Source organism: Curtobacterium subtropicum, from assembly GCF_030362975.1.
Classification (GTDB): Bacteria; Actinomycetota; Actinomycetes; order Actinomycetales; family Microbacteriaceae; genus Curtobacterium; species Curtobacterium subtropicum.
In genome coordinates this window covers 67,697-85,214 of the sequence record NZ_JAUCMM010000008.1, presented here as the reverse complement: position 1 = coordinate 85,214, position 17,518 = coordinate 67,697, and the positions used below count along the sequence as shown (strand labels likewise).

General features: G+C 72.6%; 13 protein-coding genes and 2 tRNA genes. 7 read left to right on the top strand and 8 right to left on the bottom strand.

The window, feature by feature from the left end:
* From QUG98_RS12035 to csrA, 5 genes are read left to right on the top strand one after another with little or no spacing between them, the layout of a single operon-like run.
* Positions 1–777: a flagellar biosynthetic protein FliR gene (locus QUG98_RS12035; protein WP_289470746.1), complete on the top strand. Its 777-nt coding sequence runs from the start codon at positions 1–3 to the stop codon at positions 775–777.
* Positions 778–783: 6 nt separating this feature from the next.
* Positions 784–1,974 carry an EscU/YscU/HrcU family type III secretion system export apparatus switch protein gene (locus QUG98_RS12030; protein ID WP_289470745.1) on the top strand — a complete coding sequence of 397 codons (1,191 nt, stop codon included), beginning with the start codon at positions 784–786 and terminating at the stop codon, positions 1,972–1,974.
* The gene (locus QUG98_RS12025) at positions 1,971–4,025 is read left to right on the top strand and encodes a flagellar biosynthesis protein FlhA (RefSeq protein ID WP_289470744.1); all 2,055 of its coding nucleotides are present in this window, start codon (positions 1,971–1,973) and stop codon (positions 4,023–4,025) included. The genes QUG98_RS12030 and QUG98_RS12025 overlap by 4 nt, the downstream gene beginning before the upstream one ends.
* Positions 4,000–4,980 (top strand): hypothetical protein, encoded by a 981-nt coding sequence (locus tag QUG98_RS12020; RefSeq protein ID WP_289470743.1) that lies wholly within the window; start codon positions 4,000–4,002, stop codon positions 4,978–4,980. The genes QUG98_RS12025 and QUG98_RS12020 overlap by 26 nt, the downstream gene beginning before the upstream one ends.
* 4 nt (positions 4,981–4,984) lie before the next feature.
* Positions 4,985–5,260 (top strand): carbon storage regulator CsrA, encoded by a 276-nt coding sequence (gene csrA, locus QUG98_RS12015; RefSeq protein WP_058727908.1) that lies wholly within the window; start codon positions 4,985–4,987, stop codon positions 5,258–5,260.
* A 75-nt stretch (positions 5,261–5,335) separates the two neighbouring features.
* Here csrA and QUG98_RS12010 read toward each other — a convergent pair whose 3' ends face one another.
* From QUG98_RS12010 to QUG98_RS12000, 3 genes are read right to left on the bottom strand one after another with little or no spacing between them, the layout of a single operon-like run.
* A complete protein-coding gene (locus tag QUG98_RS12010; protein ID WP_289470742.1) occupies positions 5,336–5,899 on the bottom strand; it encodes a hypothetical protein in 564 nt (187 codons plus the stop codon).
* Positions 5,896–6,570: a DNA-binding protein gene (locus QUG98_RS12005; RefSeq protein WP_289470741.1), complete on the bottom strand. Its 675-nt coding sequence runs from the start codon at positions 6,568–6,570 to the stop codon at positions 5,896–5,898. Before QUG98_RS12005 ends, QUG98_RS12010 begins: the two co-directional genes overlap by 4 nt.
* 60 nt (positions 6,571–6,630) lie before the next feature.
* A complete protein-coding gene (locus QUG98_RS12000) occupies positions 6,631–8,730 on the bottom strand; it encodes an acyl-CoA dehydrogenase family protein (RefSeq protein ID WP_289470740.1) in 2,100 nt (699 codons plus the stop codon).
* Positions 8,731–8,939: 209 nt separating this feature from the next.
* Here QUG98_RS12000 and QUG98_RS11995 point away from each other — a divergent pair, with 209 nt between their 5' ends.
* Positions 8,940–10,403, top strand: coding sequence for a peptide MFS transporter (locus QUG98_RS11995; protein WP_289470739.1), 1,464 nt, complete (start codon positions 8,940–8,942; stop codon positions 10,401–10,403).
* Positions 10,404–10,585: 182 nt separating this feature from the next.
* On the opposite strand, the gene QUG98_RS11990 is transcribed toward QUG98_RS11995, so the two are convergent.
* From QUG98_RS11990 to QUG98_RS11970, 5 genes are all read right to left on the bottom strand, one after another.
* Positions 10,586–10,900: a hypothetical protein gene (locus tag QUG98_RS11990; RefSeq protein WP_289470738.1), complete on the bottom strand. Its 315-nt coding sequence runs from the start codon at positions 10,898–10,900 to the stop codon at positions 10,586–10,588.
* A 199-nt stretch (positions 10,901–11,099) separates the two neighbouring features.
* Positions 11,100–14,465, bottom strand: a complete 3,366-nt coding sequence (locus QUG98_RS11985) for an ATP-binding protein (protein WP_289470737.1) — start codon at positions 14,463–14,465, stop codon at positions 11,100–11,102.
* A complete protein-coding gene (locus tag QUG98_RS11980) occupies positions 14,462–15,322 on the bottom strand; it encodes a DUF4194 domain-containing protein (RefSeq protein ID WP_289470736.1) in 861 nt (286 codons plus the stop codon). Before QUG98_RS11980 ends, QUG98_RS11985 begins: the two co-directional genes overlap by 4 nt.
* Positions 15,319–16,833 (bottom strand): DUF3375 family protein, encoded by a 1,515-nt coding sequence (locus QUG98_RS11975; RefSeq protein ID WP_289470735.1) that lies wholly within the window; start codon positions 16,831–16,833, stop codon positions 15,319–15,321. Before QUG98_RS11975 ends, QUG98_RS11980 begins: the two co-directional genes overlap by 4 nt.
* Before the next feature lie 110 nt (positions 16,834–16,943).
* Positions 16,944–17,016, bottom strand: a tRNA-Val gene (locus tag QUG98_RS11970).
* Between the two features lie 374 nt (positions 17,017–17,390).
* On the opposite strand from QUG98_RS11970, the gene QUG98_RS11965 reads away from it, so the two are divergent.
* A tRNA-Gly gene (locus tag QUG98_RS11965) sits at positions 17,391–17,462 on the top strand.
* Positions 17,463–17,518: the final 56 nt, after the last annotated feature.

Genomic DNA, 17,518 nt, shown 5'->3' with positions numbered 1-17,518 from the left:
GTGGACCTCGCCATCGACGCCGACCAGCTCGAAGCCACCATGCTCGCCGGGGTCCGACTCGTCGCCTTCTTCGTGATCGCGCCACCGTTCGCGTACAGGGCGTTCCCCGGCACGGTGAAGGTGATCCTCGGGCTCGGCCTGGCGATCGGCGTCGCACCGCGGGTCGGTCTCGGGTACACCGCGCTCGACACCGGCGGGTTCCTGCTCGCCCTGCTCACCCAGCTGCTCGTCGGGTTGGGCCTCGGCTTCCTCGTCTACCTGGTGTTCGCCGCCGTGCAGTCGGCCGGTGGGCTGATCGACCTGTTCGGCGGCTTCACCCTGGCGCAGGCGTACGACCCGCAGTCCCAGGTGAACGGCGCCCAGTTCACCCGGCTGTTCCAGATGGCGTCGCTGGCACTGCTCTTCGCCAGCGGTGGGTACCAGCTCATCGTCGCCGGGCTCGTCCGGTCCTTCGACGCGGTGCCGCTCGTCGCCGCGGACGGGTCGCCCGGAACCCTCGCGATGGGCGGCTTCGCATCGGTCCTGGTGCACGCCGCGTCGCAGATGTTCCTCGCGGCGCTGCAGATCGCCGGGCCGCTCGTCGTCGTGCTCTTCCTCGCCGACGTCGGCCTCGGGCTCCTCACCCGCGTCGCGCCGGCGCTCAACGCGTTCCAGCTGGGCTTCCCGATCAAGATCGGGCTCACGGTCGTCTTCGCAGGCGCGCTCTTCATGGCCCTGCCGGCCGTCGTGTCGTCCCTGACCGGCGACGCGGTCGCCGCGATCACCGGGCGGGGGTGAGGCGACGTGTCCGACGGAGGGAGCGGGGAACGCTCCGAGAAGGCCACCCAGAAGCGGATGCAGGAGGTGCACCGCAAGGGGCAGCTCGGCCGGTCGCAGGACCTCGGCGCCTGGATCGGCATCGCGATGGCGGCACTCGTCATGCCCGCCGCGATCGGCAACGCCGCGGGTGCGGGAGAGCAGCAGCTCCGCGTCGTGCAGCACGTCATCGCCGACCCGACGATCCCCGCGGTCCGGCAGGCACTGTCCGATGCCCTCGGGTCCGTCGCCGCGACCGTGGGCCCGATGCTCGCCGTCGTCGCGGTCGCCGTCGCCGCCGTGTCGGTCGCGCAGGGCGGCGTGCACTTCCGACGGATGACCCCGCAGCCCGACCACTTCGACCCGGTCGCCGGGTTCAAGCGGGTCTTCGGCGTGCAGGCGCTGTGGAACGGCGTGAAGGCGCTCCTCAAGACCGCCGTCGTCGGCCTCGTCCTCTGGTTCGCCGTGCAGTCGCTCGTGCCCGTCCTGATGACGAGCGGCTCGCTGCCGCTGTCCTCCGTGCTCGACGCGGCGCGCGAGGGCACCGGCACCCTGCTCCGTGCCGCCGTCGCCGCCGGGCTCGTGCTCGCCGCGGTCGACGTCCTGGTGGTCGTGCGCCGCAACCGGAAGCGCACGATGATGACCAAGCAGGAGGTCAAGGACGAGGCGAAGCGCACCGACGGCGACCCGCTCGTCAAGGGGCAGCGCCGGTCCCGCCAGCTCGCGATGAGCCGGAACCGGATGATCGCGGCGGTCGGGGACGCCGACGTCGTCATGACCAACCCGACGCACTACGCGGTCGCGCTCCGCTACGAGCCCGGGAAGTCCGCGCCCCGGGTGGTCGCGAAGGGCGCCGGGCCCGTGGCAGACGTCATCCGGTCCACCGCCGAGGCGTCCCGCGTGCCGATCGTCCGTGACGTCCCGCTCACCCGGGCGCTGCACGCGGCCTGCGAGCTCGGGCAGGAGGTCCCGGTCGACCTCTACACGCCGGTCGCGCGGGTGCTCTCGTTCGTCATGGCACTCCGGGCCCGCGGTGCCGCCGCCGGCACGCACGCGGCGCCGACACCGACCACCGCCGACGAGGTCGCGACCGTCCTCGACCCCACCACGCTCACCGGCGACGCCCGACCTCGGCGCCTCCGCACCCGTCCGTCCACCACCGAAGGGGCACCCGCATGAACCGCAAGGACCTGCCCAAGCTCGCCGTCCCGGTCTTCATCGTCGGCATCGTCCTGCTGCTGATCCTGCCCGTGCCGTCGTTCCTGCTCGACGTGCTCATCATCCTGAACATCCTGCTGGCGCTGGTGATCCTGCTCACGACGCTGTTCGTGAAGAAGCCGCTCGACTTCTCGGTGTTCCCGTCGCTGCTCCTCGTCGCGACGCTCTTCCGGCTGGGGCTCAACGTGGCGTCGACGCGCCTGGTGCTCGGCGAGGGGTTCGCCGGCGACGTCATCCAGGCGTTCGGCCACGTCGCGGTGTCCGGCTCGATCATCATCGGCGCGGTCGTCTTCCTCATCCTGGTCGTCATCCAGTTCGTCGTCGTGACGAAGGGCGCCGAGCGGGTCGCCGAGGTCGGGGCGCGCTTCACCCTCGACGCCATGCCCGGCAAGCAGATGGCGATCGACGCCGACCTGAACGCCGGGCTCATCACCGACGCCGAGGCGAAGGAGCGTCGCGCGGCCGTGTCCGCCGAGGCCGACTTCTACGGCGCGATGGACGGCGCGTCGAAGTTCGTCAAGGGCGACGCGATCGCGGGCATCCTGATCCTCGTCATCAACATGCTCGGCGGGGTTGCGATCGGCATGCTGCAGAACGGGCTCTCGGTCACCGACGCGCTGTCGAAGTACGGCATCCTGACCATCGGTGACGGCCTGGTCTCGCAGATCCCCGCGCTGCTCATGGCGGTGTCCACGGGCATGATCGTCACCCGGTCCGGCGCGGAGACCGAGATCGGCGCCTCGGCCACCACGCAGCTGACGCAGTCCCGGAACGCGCTGGTGATCGCCGGTGTCGCCGCGATCGCGATGGGCTTCATCCCCGGCATGCCCATCGTCCCGTTCCTGCTCATCGGCGCGGGGCTGCTGTTCGCCGGGTGGCGGCTCTCGCGGCAGGCGGCGCAGCAGGCGGCGGCGGCCGAGCAGCAGCAGGCGCTCGAGGCCGCGGCACCGTCGGCGGACAGCCCCGAGGACCTGCTCGAGCAGATGCGCGTCCACGCGCTCGAGATCCTGCTCGCGCCGGACCTGGTCGACATGGTGTCCGGTTCCTCCGACGACCTGCTCGGCCGGGTGCGCGCGCTCCGCCGGAAGATCGCGGTCGACATGGGGATCGTCGTGCCGCCCGTCCGGACCCGGGACAGCATCGAGCTGCCGCCGTCGACGTACGCGATCCGGATCGCCGGCGTCGAGGCCGGACGGGGCACCGCGCCGTCCCGCAGCGTGCTCGCGCTCGGTGACCAGCTCGACGGGCTGCCCGGGGCCGCCACGGTGGAGCCGGTGTTCGGCCTCGCCGGCAAGTGGGTGCCCGCCGAGCTCCGGCACGCCGCCGAGATGACCGGCGCGACCGTCATCGACCGGGTGTCCGTGCTCGTCACGCACCTGCAGGCCGTGATCGGCGACAACGCCGCGCGGCTCCTCACCCGCGAGGACGTCAAGGTGCTCACCGACGGCGTCAAGCAGGTCAACCCCGCCGCGGTCGAGGAACTCGTCCCCGGCATGCTGTCCCTCGCCGAGGTCCAGCGGGTGCTCCAGGGGCTGCTCGTCGAACGGGTCCCGATCAACGACCTCGGGCGGATCTGCGAGGCGCTGACCCTCCGCGCGAAGGTGTCCACCGACCCCGAGGGGCTCGTCGAGGCCGCCCGCGCCGCCCTCGGCCCGGCGCTGCCCGCCCGGCACGCGGAGGCCGGGACGCTCCGGGTCATCATGATCGACCCGCTGCTCGAGCAGTCGATGCTCGAGGGGCTGCGGCCGTCCGAACAGGGCACCCAGATCGTGCTCGACGCGCACCGCATCGAGCAGGTCCTCGGCTCCCTGCGCGACGCCGTGCGCAGCGTCGAGGAGCAGGGCCTGTCGGCCGTGCTCGTCTGCGCGCCACAGCTCCGGCCGGCAGTGCACCGCATGGTGTCCGCGCAGGCGAACGGGCTGCCCGTCCTGTCGTACCAGGAGGCCACCGCCGCGGGCTCCACCATCGAGACCGTGGGAGTCGTCCGTGCCGCCGACCCGATCGCTGCGTAGCGGCCCCACGCTCGAGGCGGTCCGCGACGCCCTGCGCGCCGAGTTCGGCGCCGGCGCCCGGATCGTCTCGGCGGAGCGCGTGTCCACGCCGGGGATCGGCGGGCTGTTCCGCCGCACCCACGTCGAGGCCGTCGTCGAGGTGCCGGACCCGCTCGACCCACCGACCGCGCGGGTCGCGATCGCCGACGGCCCGGTCACGCGGATCGGCATCGCCGCGCTCCTCGCCGACGCCGAGGCGGCCGAGGCTCGCATCGCCGCCGGTGACGGCACGGCCTCGACGCGGGCGGACGCGTTCGCCTCCGTCCTCGACGGCTTCGCGGCGGACGGGATCGGCACGGCCGCCACCACGGCCGGCGCGCCGCGCCCGAGCGGCCACGGAACCGACCCGGGCCCCGGCGACGAAGCCGGGGCGCGCCTCCAGGACGGATCCGCACCCGTCGCGACGGTCCCGGGTGACGACCCGGACCGGACGGGAGGCACGCACCCCGTCCCGGGACCGCGTGCCGTCGACCTGCTGGTCGCGCCGGTGCACGCGGTCGCGCCGGTGCTGCCCGTGCCGGCCGTGCGGTCGGCCGACGGGGACCTCGTGCTGCTCGTCGGACGCCCCGGTGACGTCGACGCGGCGGCCGGCGTGTTCGCCGGACGGTACGGGCTGCGGCCGACCGACGCAGCCGACCGTCGGGCCGGGATCCTCGCACGCGCCGAGGGGGTCAGGAACGGGCACGCGCTGCTCGGGGTGTCCGCCTGGGACGACGCGGCGACCATCGAGGGGCTCGCCGCCGACCAGGTGTGGGTCGTGGTGGACGTCGGTCGGAAGACCGAGGACTCGCGGGCCGTCGTGCTCGCGGTCGCCGGTCGGGTGACCGTCGCCGGTGTGGTCGCGATCGGTGCGCGGGAGACCGCCACGCCGGAGTCCGTGCACCAGCTGGGCCTGCCGGTGGTGTCGCTAGGCTGACGGGGTGCTGGTACTCACGCGGAAGGTCGGGGAGCGGATCCTCATCGGTGACGACGTCGTCATCACGGTCCTCGACAGCCGCGGCGACGGCGTCCGGATCGGCATCGACGCACCGCGCGGGGTCAAGATCCAGCGCGAGGAGGTCGTGCGCGCGGTGATCGAGGCGAACGCCGAGGCTGCTGCTGCGGCCGCGGCTCCCGCGACGGAGGGCAGCGACGACGCCGAGGCGCGCCTCCGCGCGGCGCTCGGCGATCGGGGCCGGGCCGCGGACCAGGGCTGAGCACGAGGGGCGTCGCGGGTCGTCGCGCTGCGTCGCGTAGCGTCTTCGTCCAGTCGCCCGCGCGCGTGCACCGGGTCAGTGGGGCAGGCCGATCGCGGTCCACGCGGCGAGCCCCGCCCAGCAGGTGCTCGTGAGCGTCCCGACGATGAACCGCTCGCGCGCCTCGGCGGAGTCGAGCTCCGAGAAGCGGCCGAGCCCCTTCACCGCGACGACCGCCGCGACGATCTCGAGCCGACCCACCAGCACCGCGCCGATCACCGCGAAGCGCTCGAGGAAGCCGATCGCCGCTCCGCCCCGGAGCACCTCGGGACGGCGCCGCTCGACGACGGGTTCGTCGGCTCGCGTCACGAGGATCCCGCCGTGCTGCCCCCGTTCGACGCCCTCGCGCATCGCGACGCCGAGCACCGCGCCCGTGACGGCGCTGCCCGCGAGCACGCCGATCGCGACCACCGCGGTCGTCCCGAGCACGCGGAGGGGAGTCGACGGTGCTGTGGGCACGAGGCCGAGGAGTTCGGCGGCCAGCACGACGGCCACCACCACGACCGCCGGGACGGCGCGGGCGAGCGGTGGGATGCGGTGCACGGCGCTGAGCGCGGCGACGGCGAGCAGCACGAGCGCTCCGACGAGCCAGAGCGTCATGCGAGTGTGTCCGTCACGGCCGGCGTGTCTGCTCCGGCCGGTGTGTCTGCCCCGGCCGGTGTGTCTGCTTCGGCCGGTGTGTCTGCTTCGGCCAGGAGCCGTGAGAGTGCCGCGTGCACGGCCTCGTCGGAGCGCAGGTCCGCGGCCGACCAGCGCTTGGCGACCGCCTGCGGGGTGACCCCGAGGAGCTCGGCGGCCTCCGTCCGGGAGTGCCCGGCGCGCAGCAGGTCGGCGAGCTCCCAGCCCTCCCGGGATCGCCGCTGCCGGGCCCGGACGGTCTGCGTCACGAGGGGTTCGACGTCGGCGGTACCGAGTCGGCGCCCCGGAGCCACCTCGAGTGCCAGGTGCTCGGGGACGTCCTTCGCCCGGTCGACGGCTGCACGAGCGGTGACGAAGGCGTCACCGCGAGCAGCCCGCGTCGAGTCCGGTACCGGTTCCTCGACGTCCCCGACACCGATCCCGATGCTCCACCCGTCCGAGCGCACGAGGGCGAAGACGACGTCGAGCAGGGTGCCCGCGTCGTCGAGCAGGAACTGGAACTCGTCGCCGGCGGTCCGCTCCGGCGGCAGCACCAGTCGCCCGTCAGCCGTGGTCCTGACGACGTCGATCGCCTGCTCGACCCGGTCGTCGTCCGAGCGGCTGCCCACCTGGTCCACGGTCACTGCGAACATCGCACCTCCGCCATCAACCCTACAAGGTTGATTCTGGCGATATCAACCCTCCGAGGTTGATCACGGGCGAGGCTTCTTCTCTTGTTCCGGCAGGCGGCCCGCAGCAGCCTCGGCGGCGAACCACGCCGCCGCTTCCTGCTGGCGGGCCCGCTCCTCGCCGAGGGCGATCGGCGCGCGGACGTGCTCGGGAGCGTAGCCGAACGACTCGACGAGCTGCGGCACCACCGGGCGGAGCCGGGCGACCAGCCGGTCGACGTACGCCGACACCGCACGGGCACGCTGCGTCGACAGTCGGCCGTGCAGCAGGTGCCAGTCGAGGTGCTGCTCGAGGAGCCCGAGGGCGAAGAGGTCGCGCAGCCAGACGAGCACCCGCCGGGTGTCGCCGGGGGCAACCGCCTCGATGGCGTCCGTGAAGGCCTCCCACTGCATGAGCTCGGCGTGGGCCTTCGCCGCCTCGATCAGCTCGTGTTGCGAGCGGTTGAGCAGCTTCGCGGCCCGGGCGCGGTCCTTGCCGGCCGAGGCGAGGCGCACCCCGATCTCGGAGACCATCGTGTCGACCCGGCCCGCCAGCAGCGCGCGCTGCGTGCGCGGGTCCTGCAGGTCGGTGACGCTCGCCGCCAGGGACCCGCGGTCGGCGACGGTCTGCCCGAGCCGCCGGATGCCCGACGCGTCGGCGAGCTTCGTCGCGGCCTGGGCGGCGACGAATCGGGCGGTCGAGGCCGCGTCCCGCGGTGCCTTCGCCCGGAAGTCGGTGAGCAGGCGCTTGCCCACGAGCTGCAGCAGGATCGTGTTGTCGCCCTCGAACGTGACGTAGACGTCGAGGTCGGCGCGGAGGCTCGTGAGCCGGTTCTCGGCGAGGAACCCGGCGCCGCCGCAGGCCTCGCGGCACTCCTGGAGCGTGTCGAGCGCCGACCAGGTGGACATCGCCTTGAAGGCGGCCGCCTGCGTCTCCAGGTCCTCTCGGCGCTGCGGGGTGTCCTCGCGCCCGCTGAACACGTCGTCGAAGGTCTGCAGGAGCTTCTCGTGCGCGAACGACTGCGCGAACACGGTCGCGAGCCGGGGGATCAGGCGGCGCTGGTGGCGGCCGTAGTCGAGGAGCACGCCCTCGTCGCCGCCGCCCGTCGGGAACTGCCGACGCTCCGCAGCGTAGGTGAGCGCGATCTGCAGGCCGATCTTCTGCGCGACCACGGCGGCACCGTCGAGCGACACCCGGCCCTGCACGAGCGTGCCGAGCATCGTGAAGAACCGGCGACCGGGCGAGGCGATCGGGGACGTGTAGGTGCCGTCCTCGGCCACGTCGCCGTACCGGTTCAGCAGGTTCGTGCGCGGCACCCGGACGTGGTCGAACCAGAGGCGACCGTTGTCGATGCCGTTCAGGCCGCCCTTGACGCCGTCGTCCTCGCCACCGACGCCCGGCAGGAACGCACCGTCCTCGTCGCGGAGCGGCACGTAGAACGCGTGCACGCCGTGGTCGACACCCCGCGTCACGAGCTTCGCGAAGACCACCGCCGCGCGGCCGTGCAGGGCCGCGTTGCCGATGTAGTCCTTCCAGGCACCGCGGAACGGCGTGTGCACGACGAACTCGTGCGTGTCCGGGTCGTACGTGGCCGTCGTCGCGATGCTCTGCACGTCGGAGCCGTGCCCGGTCTCGGTCATCGCGAAGCAGCCGGGGACGTCGAAGCGGATGATGCCCGGCAGGAACTCGCGGTGGTTGCGCTCGGTGCCGAGGTGGTGCACGGCGGAGCCGAAGAGTCCCCACTGGACACCCGCCTTGATCTGCAGCGACGGGTCCGCCGTGGTCAGCTCCTCGAACGCCGCGAGGTTGCCGCCGTGGTTCTCCTGGCCGCCGAACTCGGTCGGGTACGGCCGCTGGATCGCGCCGGCGTCGACGAGCACCCGCAGCTGCTCGAACACACGGGCACGGTGCTCCGCGACCGGCTGTCCCTCGATCTTGTGCAGTCCGGGGTCGAGCGACAGACGACGCGAGATCCGGCGGTCCTCGGCCCAGCATCCGAGCAGGAGCTCCCCGAGCAGCGTCGTGTCGATCCGGACGTCGGTGTCCGTGCCGCCGGTCGGGGTGCCCGCTGCCGGGTCGCCCGTGGCGTCGGCGTTCGGGGCCTCGGTCGTCGAGGTGGGGCGTGCGGGTGCGGTGTCGACCATGGGGGAGCCTTCCTGAACTGCTCTGTCCGTGTTGCACTCCACACGCTAGGCACCTCGCCCGAGTGTTGCGCGAACGCCGTGCGGGCGCACAACCGGGGCGGACGGAGCGGGAACGCGGTGGTGGGAATCCTCCAAGACCGCACCGCGGAAGTTTGTACGCGCCCCGCTTCGATTCGGACGGGCGGGGTGGGTCGGGGCACAGTGGACGGATGTCTCGCACCACCCCACCCAGCGCTCCGGCGCAGCAACGCACGTTCTTCGGGCAGCCCTTCGAGCTGTCGACGCCCTTCGCGGTGGAGCTCTGGGAGCGGTTCTCGTTCTACGGCATGCAGGGCATCGTCCTGATCTACATGTACTACACCGTCACGCGGGGTGGCCTCGGCATCGACGAGGGCATCGCCAACGGGATCATGGGCGCGTACGGCGGTGCCGTGTACCTCTTCACCATCATCGGTGCGTGGGTGGCGGACCGGCTGATCGGTGCCGACCGGACGCTGTTCACCAGCGCGGTCGTCGTCATGCTCGGCCACATCGGGCTCGCCCTGATCCCGGGCGTCGCCGGCGTCGGTGTCGGACTCGTGCTCATCGCACTCGGTTCCGGCGGGCTCAAGGCGACCGCGACGACGATCGTCGGCGGGCTGTACAGCCGCGACGACCCGCGTCGCGACGCCGGGTTCTCGCTGTACTACCTCGGCGTGAACCTCGGCGCGTTCTTCGGCCCGCTGCTGACGGGGCTGCTGCAGTCCTCGCTCGGGTTCCACTACGGCTTCGGGCTCGCCGCGGTCGGCATGGCCGCGGGCCTCGTGCAGTACGGCATCCGCCGGCGGAAGCTCCCCGAGTCGGTCCGCCACGTCACGAACCCGGTCGACCGTCGTCGGCTGCCGCTCGTCGCCGCGCTCGTCGTCGTCGCCCTCGTGGTCGTGGTCGTGTCCGTGCTCACCGGACTGCTCACGGTGTCGAACCTGCCGACGGTCGTCGTCGCGATCGTCATCGTGGCCACCGTCGCCTACTTCGTGGTGATCCTGTCCAGCGGCATCACCGCCGAGGAGCGCTCCCGCGTGCTCGGCTTCATCCCGCTCTTCATCGCCAGCGCCGTCTTCTGGTCGCTGTACCAGCAGCAGTTCACCGTCGTGACCCAGTACTCGGACCAGCGGCTCGACCGCTCGCTCGGCGACTGGGAGATGCCGGTCTCGTGGGTGCAGTCGATCAATCCGGTCTTCATCATCGTGCTGTCCGGTGTCGCCGCCGCGATCTGGACGAAGCTCGGGGACCGTCAGCCCTCGACGCCCACGAAGTTCGCGCTCGGCACCGGCATCATGGGCATCGCGTTCCTGCTCTTCCTGCCGTTCTCGGGCACGGGGGAGAACGGCACGCCGCTGATCGCGCTCGTCGGCATCCTGCTCGTCTTCACCATCGCCGAGCTCCTGCTGTCCCCGGTCGGACAGTCCGTCGCGACGAAGCTCGCGCCGGCGCGGTTCCAGACGCAGATGGTCGCGCTCTTCTTCCTCTCGGTGTCCCTCGGCACCGCGGCGACCGGTGTGCTCTCGCAGTACTACTCGCCGACGAACGAAGTCCCGTACTTCACCGTCCTCGGCCTGGTCGCCGTCGCGGTCGGTGTCGTGCTGCTCCTCTGCGCGAAGCCGGTGCTGCGGCTCATGCGCGGCATCCGCTAGGCCCGAGGCGCATCCGGTAGCCTGGTCGTGGCCAGGACGGCCACTGCCACACCGGCCCCGCAACCCAAGGAGTCACCAATGCTCGAACTCATCGCAGGCGTCATCATCGGCATCGGCGTGCTCGGTGGCGTGGGGCTGTGCATGGCCGTCGCCGCCATGCTCAAGAGCGGCAACGAGGAGTACTAGACCTCGTCCGCGGCTGCCGGTCCGACCGGCACCAACTGACGACCCAGGACGGTCGCGCGCTCGAAGGGGCCGCGGCCGTCCTTCGTGTACGCCGGCTCGTCGAAGGCCACGGTCCAGGTGCGCTGCGTCCCGCCGAGCTGCACGCCGCCGGGAGCGACGATCACGCCGATCGGCTCGTCGGCCCACTGCTCGCCGCCGCGGTCCGTGTCGACCACCTGCACGAGGGCGCCGATCCCGAGCCCGAGCCCGCCGGACTCACCGGGGCGGGCGCCGTCGTCGTTGCGGGGGCTGCGAGCACGTCGTCCGAACACGAGCCCACCGTACCGCGCCCTCCCGCGCGGCCCTCGGCCCGGCCGGTCGCCGCCTGTCGCGGCCCGTCGCGGCCCGCCCTCGTCGCACGACGTGCCGTCCGTGTTCGCTCTCGTCGCACGACGTGCCGCCGCGCGGGAAGTCGAGCGGCAAGTCGTGCGACCAGAGCCGGCCAGGACGGCCGCCCGGCCCCGGCCGCCGTCAGGCGCGGGCGATCTCCGTGATGGACGAGTGGCCCGTCTCCGGGTGCTTCCGCATCGACAGCAGACGTTCCATCGACGGCTCGAGCGCGGTGACCTTGTCGAGCGGCGCACTCACCACGAGCTGGAACCCGAGCCGGAGCCACGCCGTCACGGCACGCCCCGCGAACTCCGAGTCCGCCTTGATGAACGCCTCGTCGAGGAAGACCGGTGCGAACCGGGGCCGTGGCCGGGTCTCGTCGCCGAGCTGGTACCGGAGCGCCGCCCCGACGATGAACGCCACGAGTTCCTGCGTCTCGCCGCCGGACTTGTCCCCGAGCGACGAGTACACGCCGAGGTCGTTGCCCTCGGTGTCGTACCGCACGGCGGTGATCTCCATGTGCCGTCGGACGTCCAGCACGGCGTCGCGCTGTGTCGTCCGGCCCCGCGGTGCGGCGGGGTCGGGACGGATGACCGCCATGAACCGACGGAGCCGTCGGAAGCGGGTCTCGAGCACGTCGTCGGTGAGCTCGGTGTCCACCGACGCGGACAGCGCGCGGAGCTCCCGGCGGAAAGCGGTGACGTCCTCGCGGGTGACCCGGCGGATCTGGATCTTCAGGCGGTCCCGGTTCGCGCCGAAGGGCAGCTCGCGGAGGATCTCGTTGACGGGCTCCAGCCGCTCCTCGATCTCGACGACCGCGCGGTCGAAGGCGCCGGCGAGCGGGACGAGGTCCTCGCCGCTCCACTGCGACAGGCGACGACGCCACTCGCTCCGGCGCGCGTGCAGCCCGGTCGCGAGGATCTGGTCGAGGATCGCGTGGTAGTCCGGGTAGGACGCGACCCCGGTGCCGAGGTTCGGGTCGGGCCACGCGTCCTGGTACCGCTGGAAGGTGAGCGTGAGCGCGGTCGACGCGGCGGCGGCGCCGTCGAGCGCTTGAGCGAGCCGTTCCTCGAGTCGGCGTCGCAGCCGGCGTGCGGCGTCGTCGAAGCCGTCGATGCCGTCCGGGGCGCCGACCTCCTCGAACGTCTCGGCGAGCAGTCGGGACTGCTCGTCGTCCGGGAGCGACTCCGGGGTGTCCTCGAACCGAGCGAGGATCTCGGCCGCGGCGTCCTGGCCGTCCACGAGCACCGCGTGCCGCTCCTCGAGCCGGGTGACCGAGAGCCGTGCGGCGGCTCGGCGGTCGGCCGCCTCGTCGAGCGAGCGACGGAGCCGTGCGACCGACTCGCGCAGGGTCCGCAGGCCGTCGTCGGCGGCGAGCAGCGCCTGGTGCTCGGCGTCGAGGCGGGCCAGCGACTCGTCGAGCCCGCCGACGTCGATGCCGTCCCAGGTCGTGTCGACGACGTGCTGGTGCGCTGCGCGCAGGGCGTCGAGCGTGGCGAGGTCCTGCGCGACGTCGGTGCGCCGGGCCTCGAGCGTCGTCAGGTCCTGGGCGATCGCGGCGAGCTCCTGCTCCACCGACGCCATCCGCGCTTCGTTCGTGAAGCCGATGACGTTCGACTGCCGACGATCACCGTGGGCACCACGCCGGCCGTCGCGGAGCTGCCCGGAGGGGGTCACGCGACGTCCGCCGCCACCGAGCTCCGCGGCGGAGTCGACGCACCGCGCGTCGATCCGGTCGGACTCGATGCGCTCCCGCACCCAGGTGCTGAACGGGGACTCCTTGATGGCGAGCTTGCCCGAGACCATCGCCGGGTCGCCGTCGAGGTCGAGGTGCGGGCCCGTCGGGACGCCCTCGAACTGCACGCGGACCGGCAGCTGGAGCGAGTCGATCGCCTCGCTGAACGCCGACAGCTGGTCCTCGTCGACGAGCAGCGTGCGGGCGACGGGCGCCAGCACGGACTCGATCGCCGTGCGCCAGTGCTCCTCGGCCGGGAGCACGTCGAGCAGCTCCGCGACGAAGGGCAGCGCGTCGGGGGAGATGCCGGCGGCCCGGGCCATCGCGAGTCGTGCCTCGTGCATCGGCAGCGGCATCGCGCCCTGCCGGTGCTCGAGCGACCGGCGCTCCTGGCGCAGGGTCCGCTCGCGGTCGAGGAGCGGGTACTCCTCGCGCGTCAGGGCGTCGCGCCGGTCGTCGAGGGCGGCGCGGGCGACGGCGTACGACCCGAGGAACCCGTGCGACGCGGCCTGCGCGTCGGTGAACGCGCGTTCCGACGACAGCGTCAGCCCGAGCGCGGTCGTGCGCTCGTCGAAGGTCGCACGGGCCCGGCCGACCGCGTCGCGCTCGCGGGTCCGACGGTCGATGCGGTCCTCGAGCTGGGCGAGGGCGTTCCCGCCCTGGTCGCGGAGGCGCCCCTCGGCCTCGCGCAGCTCGATCTCGACGGCGGCGTGCCGGGCCTCGGTGGCGGCGACGTCCGCGCGCGCGGCGGTGCGCTCGCGTCCGTTCCGTTCGACCTCGGCGTCGAGCAGCGCCCGCTTCCGCGAGGCCGTCCAGTGCGCGAACGGGGACACCTCGGCGCCGGTGGCGATCTTGTCCAGCGCATCGGCCGCGGCCCTCGACCGGGCGATCTCGTCGTGCAGCTCGACGATGGGGGAGAGGATGCGGACCTTGCGCTCCTCGGTGTCCATCGCCTCGTACGCCTCGTCGAGCGCGGAGAAGTGCGCGAGGGCGCGGTCGGCCGCCTCGTACGTGCCCGGGGTCTCGAGCACGAGCGACTTGTACAGCGCGTCGACCGTCGGCAGGTGCTGCCCGGCCTGGATCCGCGCGAGGAGCCGCATCGCCCGGTTGCCGCCGCCGGAGTCGCCGATCCCGAGCCGGGTCTGCAGCGTGTACGCGAGTTCCTGGTACGTGTCCCGCACGACGAGGCCCGGCACCCGGCCGGTCAGCTCGAGGTGGTGGAAGCGCGACGGCACGAACTCCTCGAGCCGGCGCAGATCGAACGTGTCGTCGACCGTCGCCATGGTCATCTGGATGTCGCCGACGCCCCGAGCGCGCTTCGGCACGAGGTATGCGCGCAGCACCGTGAAGCGCCGCTCGTCGTCGTTCCGGAAGGTCACCGCGACCGCGCCCCACGTGGTCTGGTCGTCGCCGCGCAGGTTGACGTCGCGCAGCGCGCCCGTCTCCGGGTCGCGTCGGGTGTCCACCTTGCCGCGGAGGTACGTGAGCAGGTTCCGCTGGTCGGCGCTCCGTGCACGGCCGGTGGTCGCGTCGTTCGAGGCGCCGTTGAACGGCACGTCGGACGGCATCATGACCGCGAGGTACGCGTCCATCAGGGTGGACTTGCCGGTGCCGGAGGCCCCGGAGATGAGCGTCGCCGTCCCGGACAGCTCGACCTGACGGTGCCCGTGGAAGCCGCCCCAGTTCACGACCTGCATCGACTCCGCCCGCCACTGCGCGACGGTGTCGAAGAGCGCCGGCATCCCGCCGGCGTCGATCAGGGTGTCGGTCATGCGTCCGCCTCGCCTTCGTCGTCGGTGTCGGTGGGCTCGGCCGGGAGGCCCGGTGCGGCCCCGGCGAGCACCGCGCCGTCCAGGGTGGTCGCCGTCACGGCGTGGGCCGCGTCCGCCCCGCCGGTCACGCCTCCCTCGTCGTCACCGGTCGCGCCGCCCGTGCTGCCGGCAGCCGACCGCAGCCACCGGTCGAGCTCACGGAGCTGCTCGAGGGGGAGCAGGACCTCGACGACGCTCGCGACGCGGAAGCGGTCCGGGTCGGTCGTCCGGATCAGGATGCGCGCGGTCACGAGTCGCTCGACGGCCTTCGCGACACGGGACTCGTCGCGGGTGCGGTCGGTCGTCGCCGGGAGGAACCCGGACACGTGCCCGAGGATCTCGGAGCGGTCCACCACGACCTGGTCGAGTCCCGGCCGGGTGTCCGCCCGCAGGCGCATGCGCAGGTAGACGAGGACGATCGTCTCCTCGCGCGTGTACGGGACGTCGCGGAGCAGCGTCGGGAAGGTCCGGCGCTGGCTCTCCGAGCGTGCCTGGCGCTTCCAGGCGACCTCGCGGTCGCGGTCGACGTGCAGTTCGAGGAACAGGTCGTTGAGCCGCGACCGGAGCTGGTGCTCGCCGTCGGTGATCGCACGCCACTCGTCGGCGTGGGTGCGTGCGCTCACGTAGGTGTGACGGAGCAGCGCGACCAGGGCGCGGCGCTGCGGCTCGTCGAGTCGGCCCTCGTCGCCCTCGAAGAGGGCGAAGCTCGAGTCGTCGCGGTCCTCGCGCTCGTCGCGGTCGTCGGGCCGGTCCTGCTCGAACGGGTTGGTGCCCTCGGGGTCCGTCTCGTCGACGGGAGCCGTCGTGGTGTCGGTCACCGTGCCTCCAGGCCGTTGTCGTCGTCGTGCTGGTCGTCCGCCCGCGCGCCGGTCAGGGACGCCGAGGGCATGTGGAAGGTGACCGTCTCGCCGTCGGGACGCACCGTGCGGTGCGCGACCACGTGCGTGGCGGTCTCGAAGTCGTCGTTGCCGGTGAGCAGGTGCGCGAGGCCGAAGAGCTCGACCGGGCGGCGCTGCTCCGGCGGCAGCGCGTGGAAGGCCGAGACGCTGTCCGGGGCGCTGCGGAGCACGGCACGGAGCTCGGCGAGCAGGGGCCCGCCGTGGCGGCGCAGCGACGCGACGTCGAGTTCCTCGAAGACGTCGTCGTCGGGTTCCTCGATGGGCGGGGGCACGGCCTCGTTGTCGGGGTCGTAGAAGCGCTCGCGCAGGGTGCCGACCTCGGCGGTGGCGGGGAGCAGGCCGAGCGGGATCCGGTCGCGGGCGCTCCCCTCGTCGATCCACGCCGCGAGCCCGCGGTTGACCGACCGGAGCACGGCGTCGAGCTCGCGGTCGCGGACGACGTCGTGCGCGACGATCTGGTCGCGCAGGGTCGCGGTGAGCTGGCGTCGCTGGGCGAGCACGTCCTCGATGCCCTGGCGCAGGATGCTCACGGTGTTGCGGAACGCCCGGCGCTCGCCCGCTCCGAGGGACTGGGCGAACGGGTGCGCGAGGATCGTGGCGATGTCGTCACGGAGCCGGAGCAGCAGGGCGTCGTCGCGCAGCAGCTCGAAGGCACCCTCGAAGGCACGGCCCTCCGGCGTCGCCTGCATGAGGTCGTCGGTCCGGGCGAGGTAGTCGTCGAGGATCTCGCCGATCGGGCGGACCTCCTGCCGGAAGTCCTCGACGATCGAGCGGTGCATGGTGGCGACCGCCTCCTCGACGCGCTTGAAGTCGCTCGGGAGCTGCCGGATCAGGTCGGCGACGTTCGTGTAGCCATCGTGCATGCGGGCGTCGTCGACCTCGGTGACCTCGCCGCGGGCGATGCGCTCGCGTTCGGCCTGCAGTTCGGCGATCTGCGCGTCGATGCGGCGGACCTGCACGTCCGGGTCCGGCTCGGCGCTGGCGGCCCACCGGTGGACGGCGTCGACGATCATCGCGAGGCGGCTCTCGCTGATCAGCGCGCGGTCGGCGCTCAGGGCGTCGACGAGGTTGAGGGCCTCGAGGGCGTGGCTCGTCAGGGAGTACTGCTCGTCGCCGTCGGGGGAGTTCGAGCGGACGAGCCACTGTGCCGCCACCCAGTCGCGGCAGAGGGCGCGGCCGTTCGGGCGGGCGTCCGACTCGCTCTCGGCGTGCTCGCTCGCGGGGACGCGGGCGCCGGTGGACTGCAGGCGTGCGACGTGTTCCTCGACCTGCAGGTGCATGCGGTCGGCGGGGACGTACTGCACGTCGCGGTCGAACACCGTGCGGAACACCGCGATGACGGCGGCGCTCGTCGGGCGGGACATCAGCCGGAGGGTCGGGCGGTCGAGCACCGCGCGCACGCGGGAGAACTCGAGGTCGACGTCGGTCATGGGTCCTTGCTCGTGGGTGTGTCGTGACGGTCCGGGCCGAGGAACGAGAAGAGCCCGACGCGTGTGCGCCGGGCTCTACTCGGGTGTTCTTCAGGCCCTGAATGGGCACGTGGGCGATACCAGACTCGAACTGATGACCTCTTCGGTGTGAACGAAGCGCGCTACCAACTGCGCCAATCGCCCCCTGCACTTGCGTGCCAGTCGATAGTAGCGGACGTTCGGGCTCGCACCGAACACGGCGCGTCTCCCGGGTGTGGCGTGGTGCTGCTGGGTGCGTTGGGGCTTGGTGCTGGGGTTCGGTGTCTGGTGGAAGCGAGCGTCCCTGGTGGAACCCGGCACACCTGGTGCTCCTGATCAGCCAGGTACGCCCGGAAGAGCCAGGTGTCGCGCCTGTCGTGGGAAGGAACGGGTGTGCGCAGGGCCCCTCGATCCGCATGAAGGCGGGGGACACGCCCGGTGAACGAGGAGGATTTTGGCGGATGCCGCCCGGTTCGTATAGAGTTCTTCTCGTCGCCGCGACAGCGGAGAGACAGAAGCGGCCCTCGGGTCGCCGAAATGCGGATGTGGCGCAGCGGTAGCGCATCACCTTGCCAAGGTGAGGGTCGCGAGTTCGAATCTCGTCATCCGCTCGAGTGTGGAAGTCCCAGGACGACCACGACTCACCAGAGGGTATCCCACCGTTCGG

Bases quoted from the DNA above. Each gene is read 5' to 3' on its own strand.
- QUG98_RS12025 (WP_289470744.1), top strand. From the start codon at position 1,971: ATGAACCGCAAGGACCTGCCCAAGCTCGCCGTCCCGGTCTTCATCGTC.
- QUG98_RS12010 (WP_289470742.1), bottom strand. From the start codon at position 5,899: ATGACGCTCTGGCTCGTCGGAGCGCTCGTGCTGCTCGCCGTCGCCGCG.
- QUG98_RS12005 (WP_289470741.1), bottom strand. From the start codon at position 6,570: ATGTTCGCAGTGACCGTGGACCAGGTGGGCAGCCGCTCGGACGACGAC.
- QUG98_RS12000 (WP_289470740.1), bottom strand. From the start codon at position 8,730: ATGGTCGACACCGCACCCGCACGCCCCACCTCGACGACCGAGGCCCCG.
- QUG98_RS11995 (WP_289470739.1), top strand. From the start codon at position 8,940: ATGTCTCGCACCACCCCACCCAGCGCTCCGGCGCAGCAACGCACGTTC.
- QUG98_RS11985 (WP_289470737.1), bottom strand. From the start codon at position 14,465: ATGACCGACACCCTGATCGACGCCGGCGGGATGCCGGCGCTCTTCGAC.
- QUG98_RS11975 (WP_289470735.1), bottom strand. From the start codon at position 16,833: ATGACCGACGTCGACCTCGAGTTCTCCCGCGTGCGCGCGGTGCTCGAC.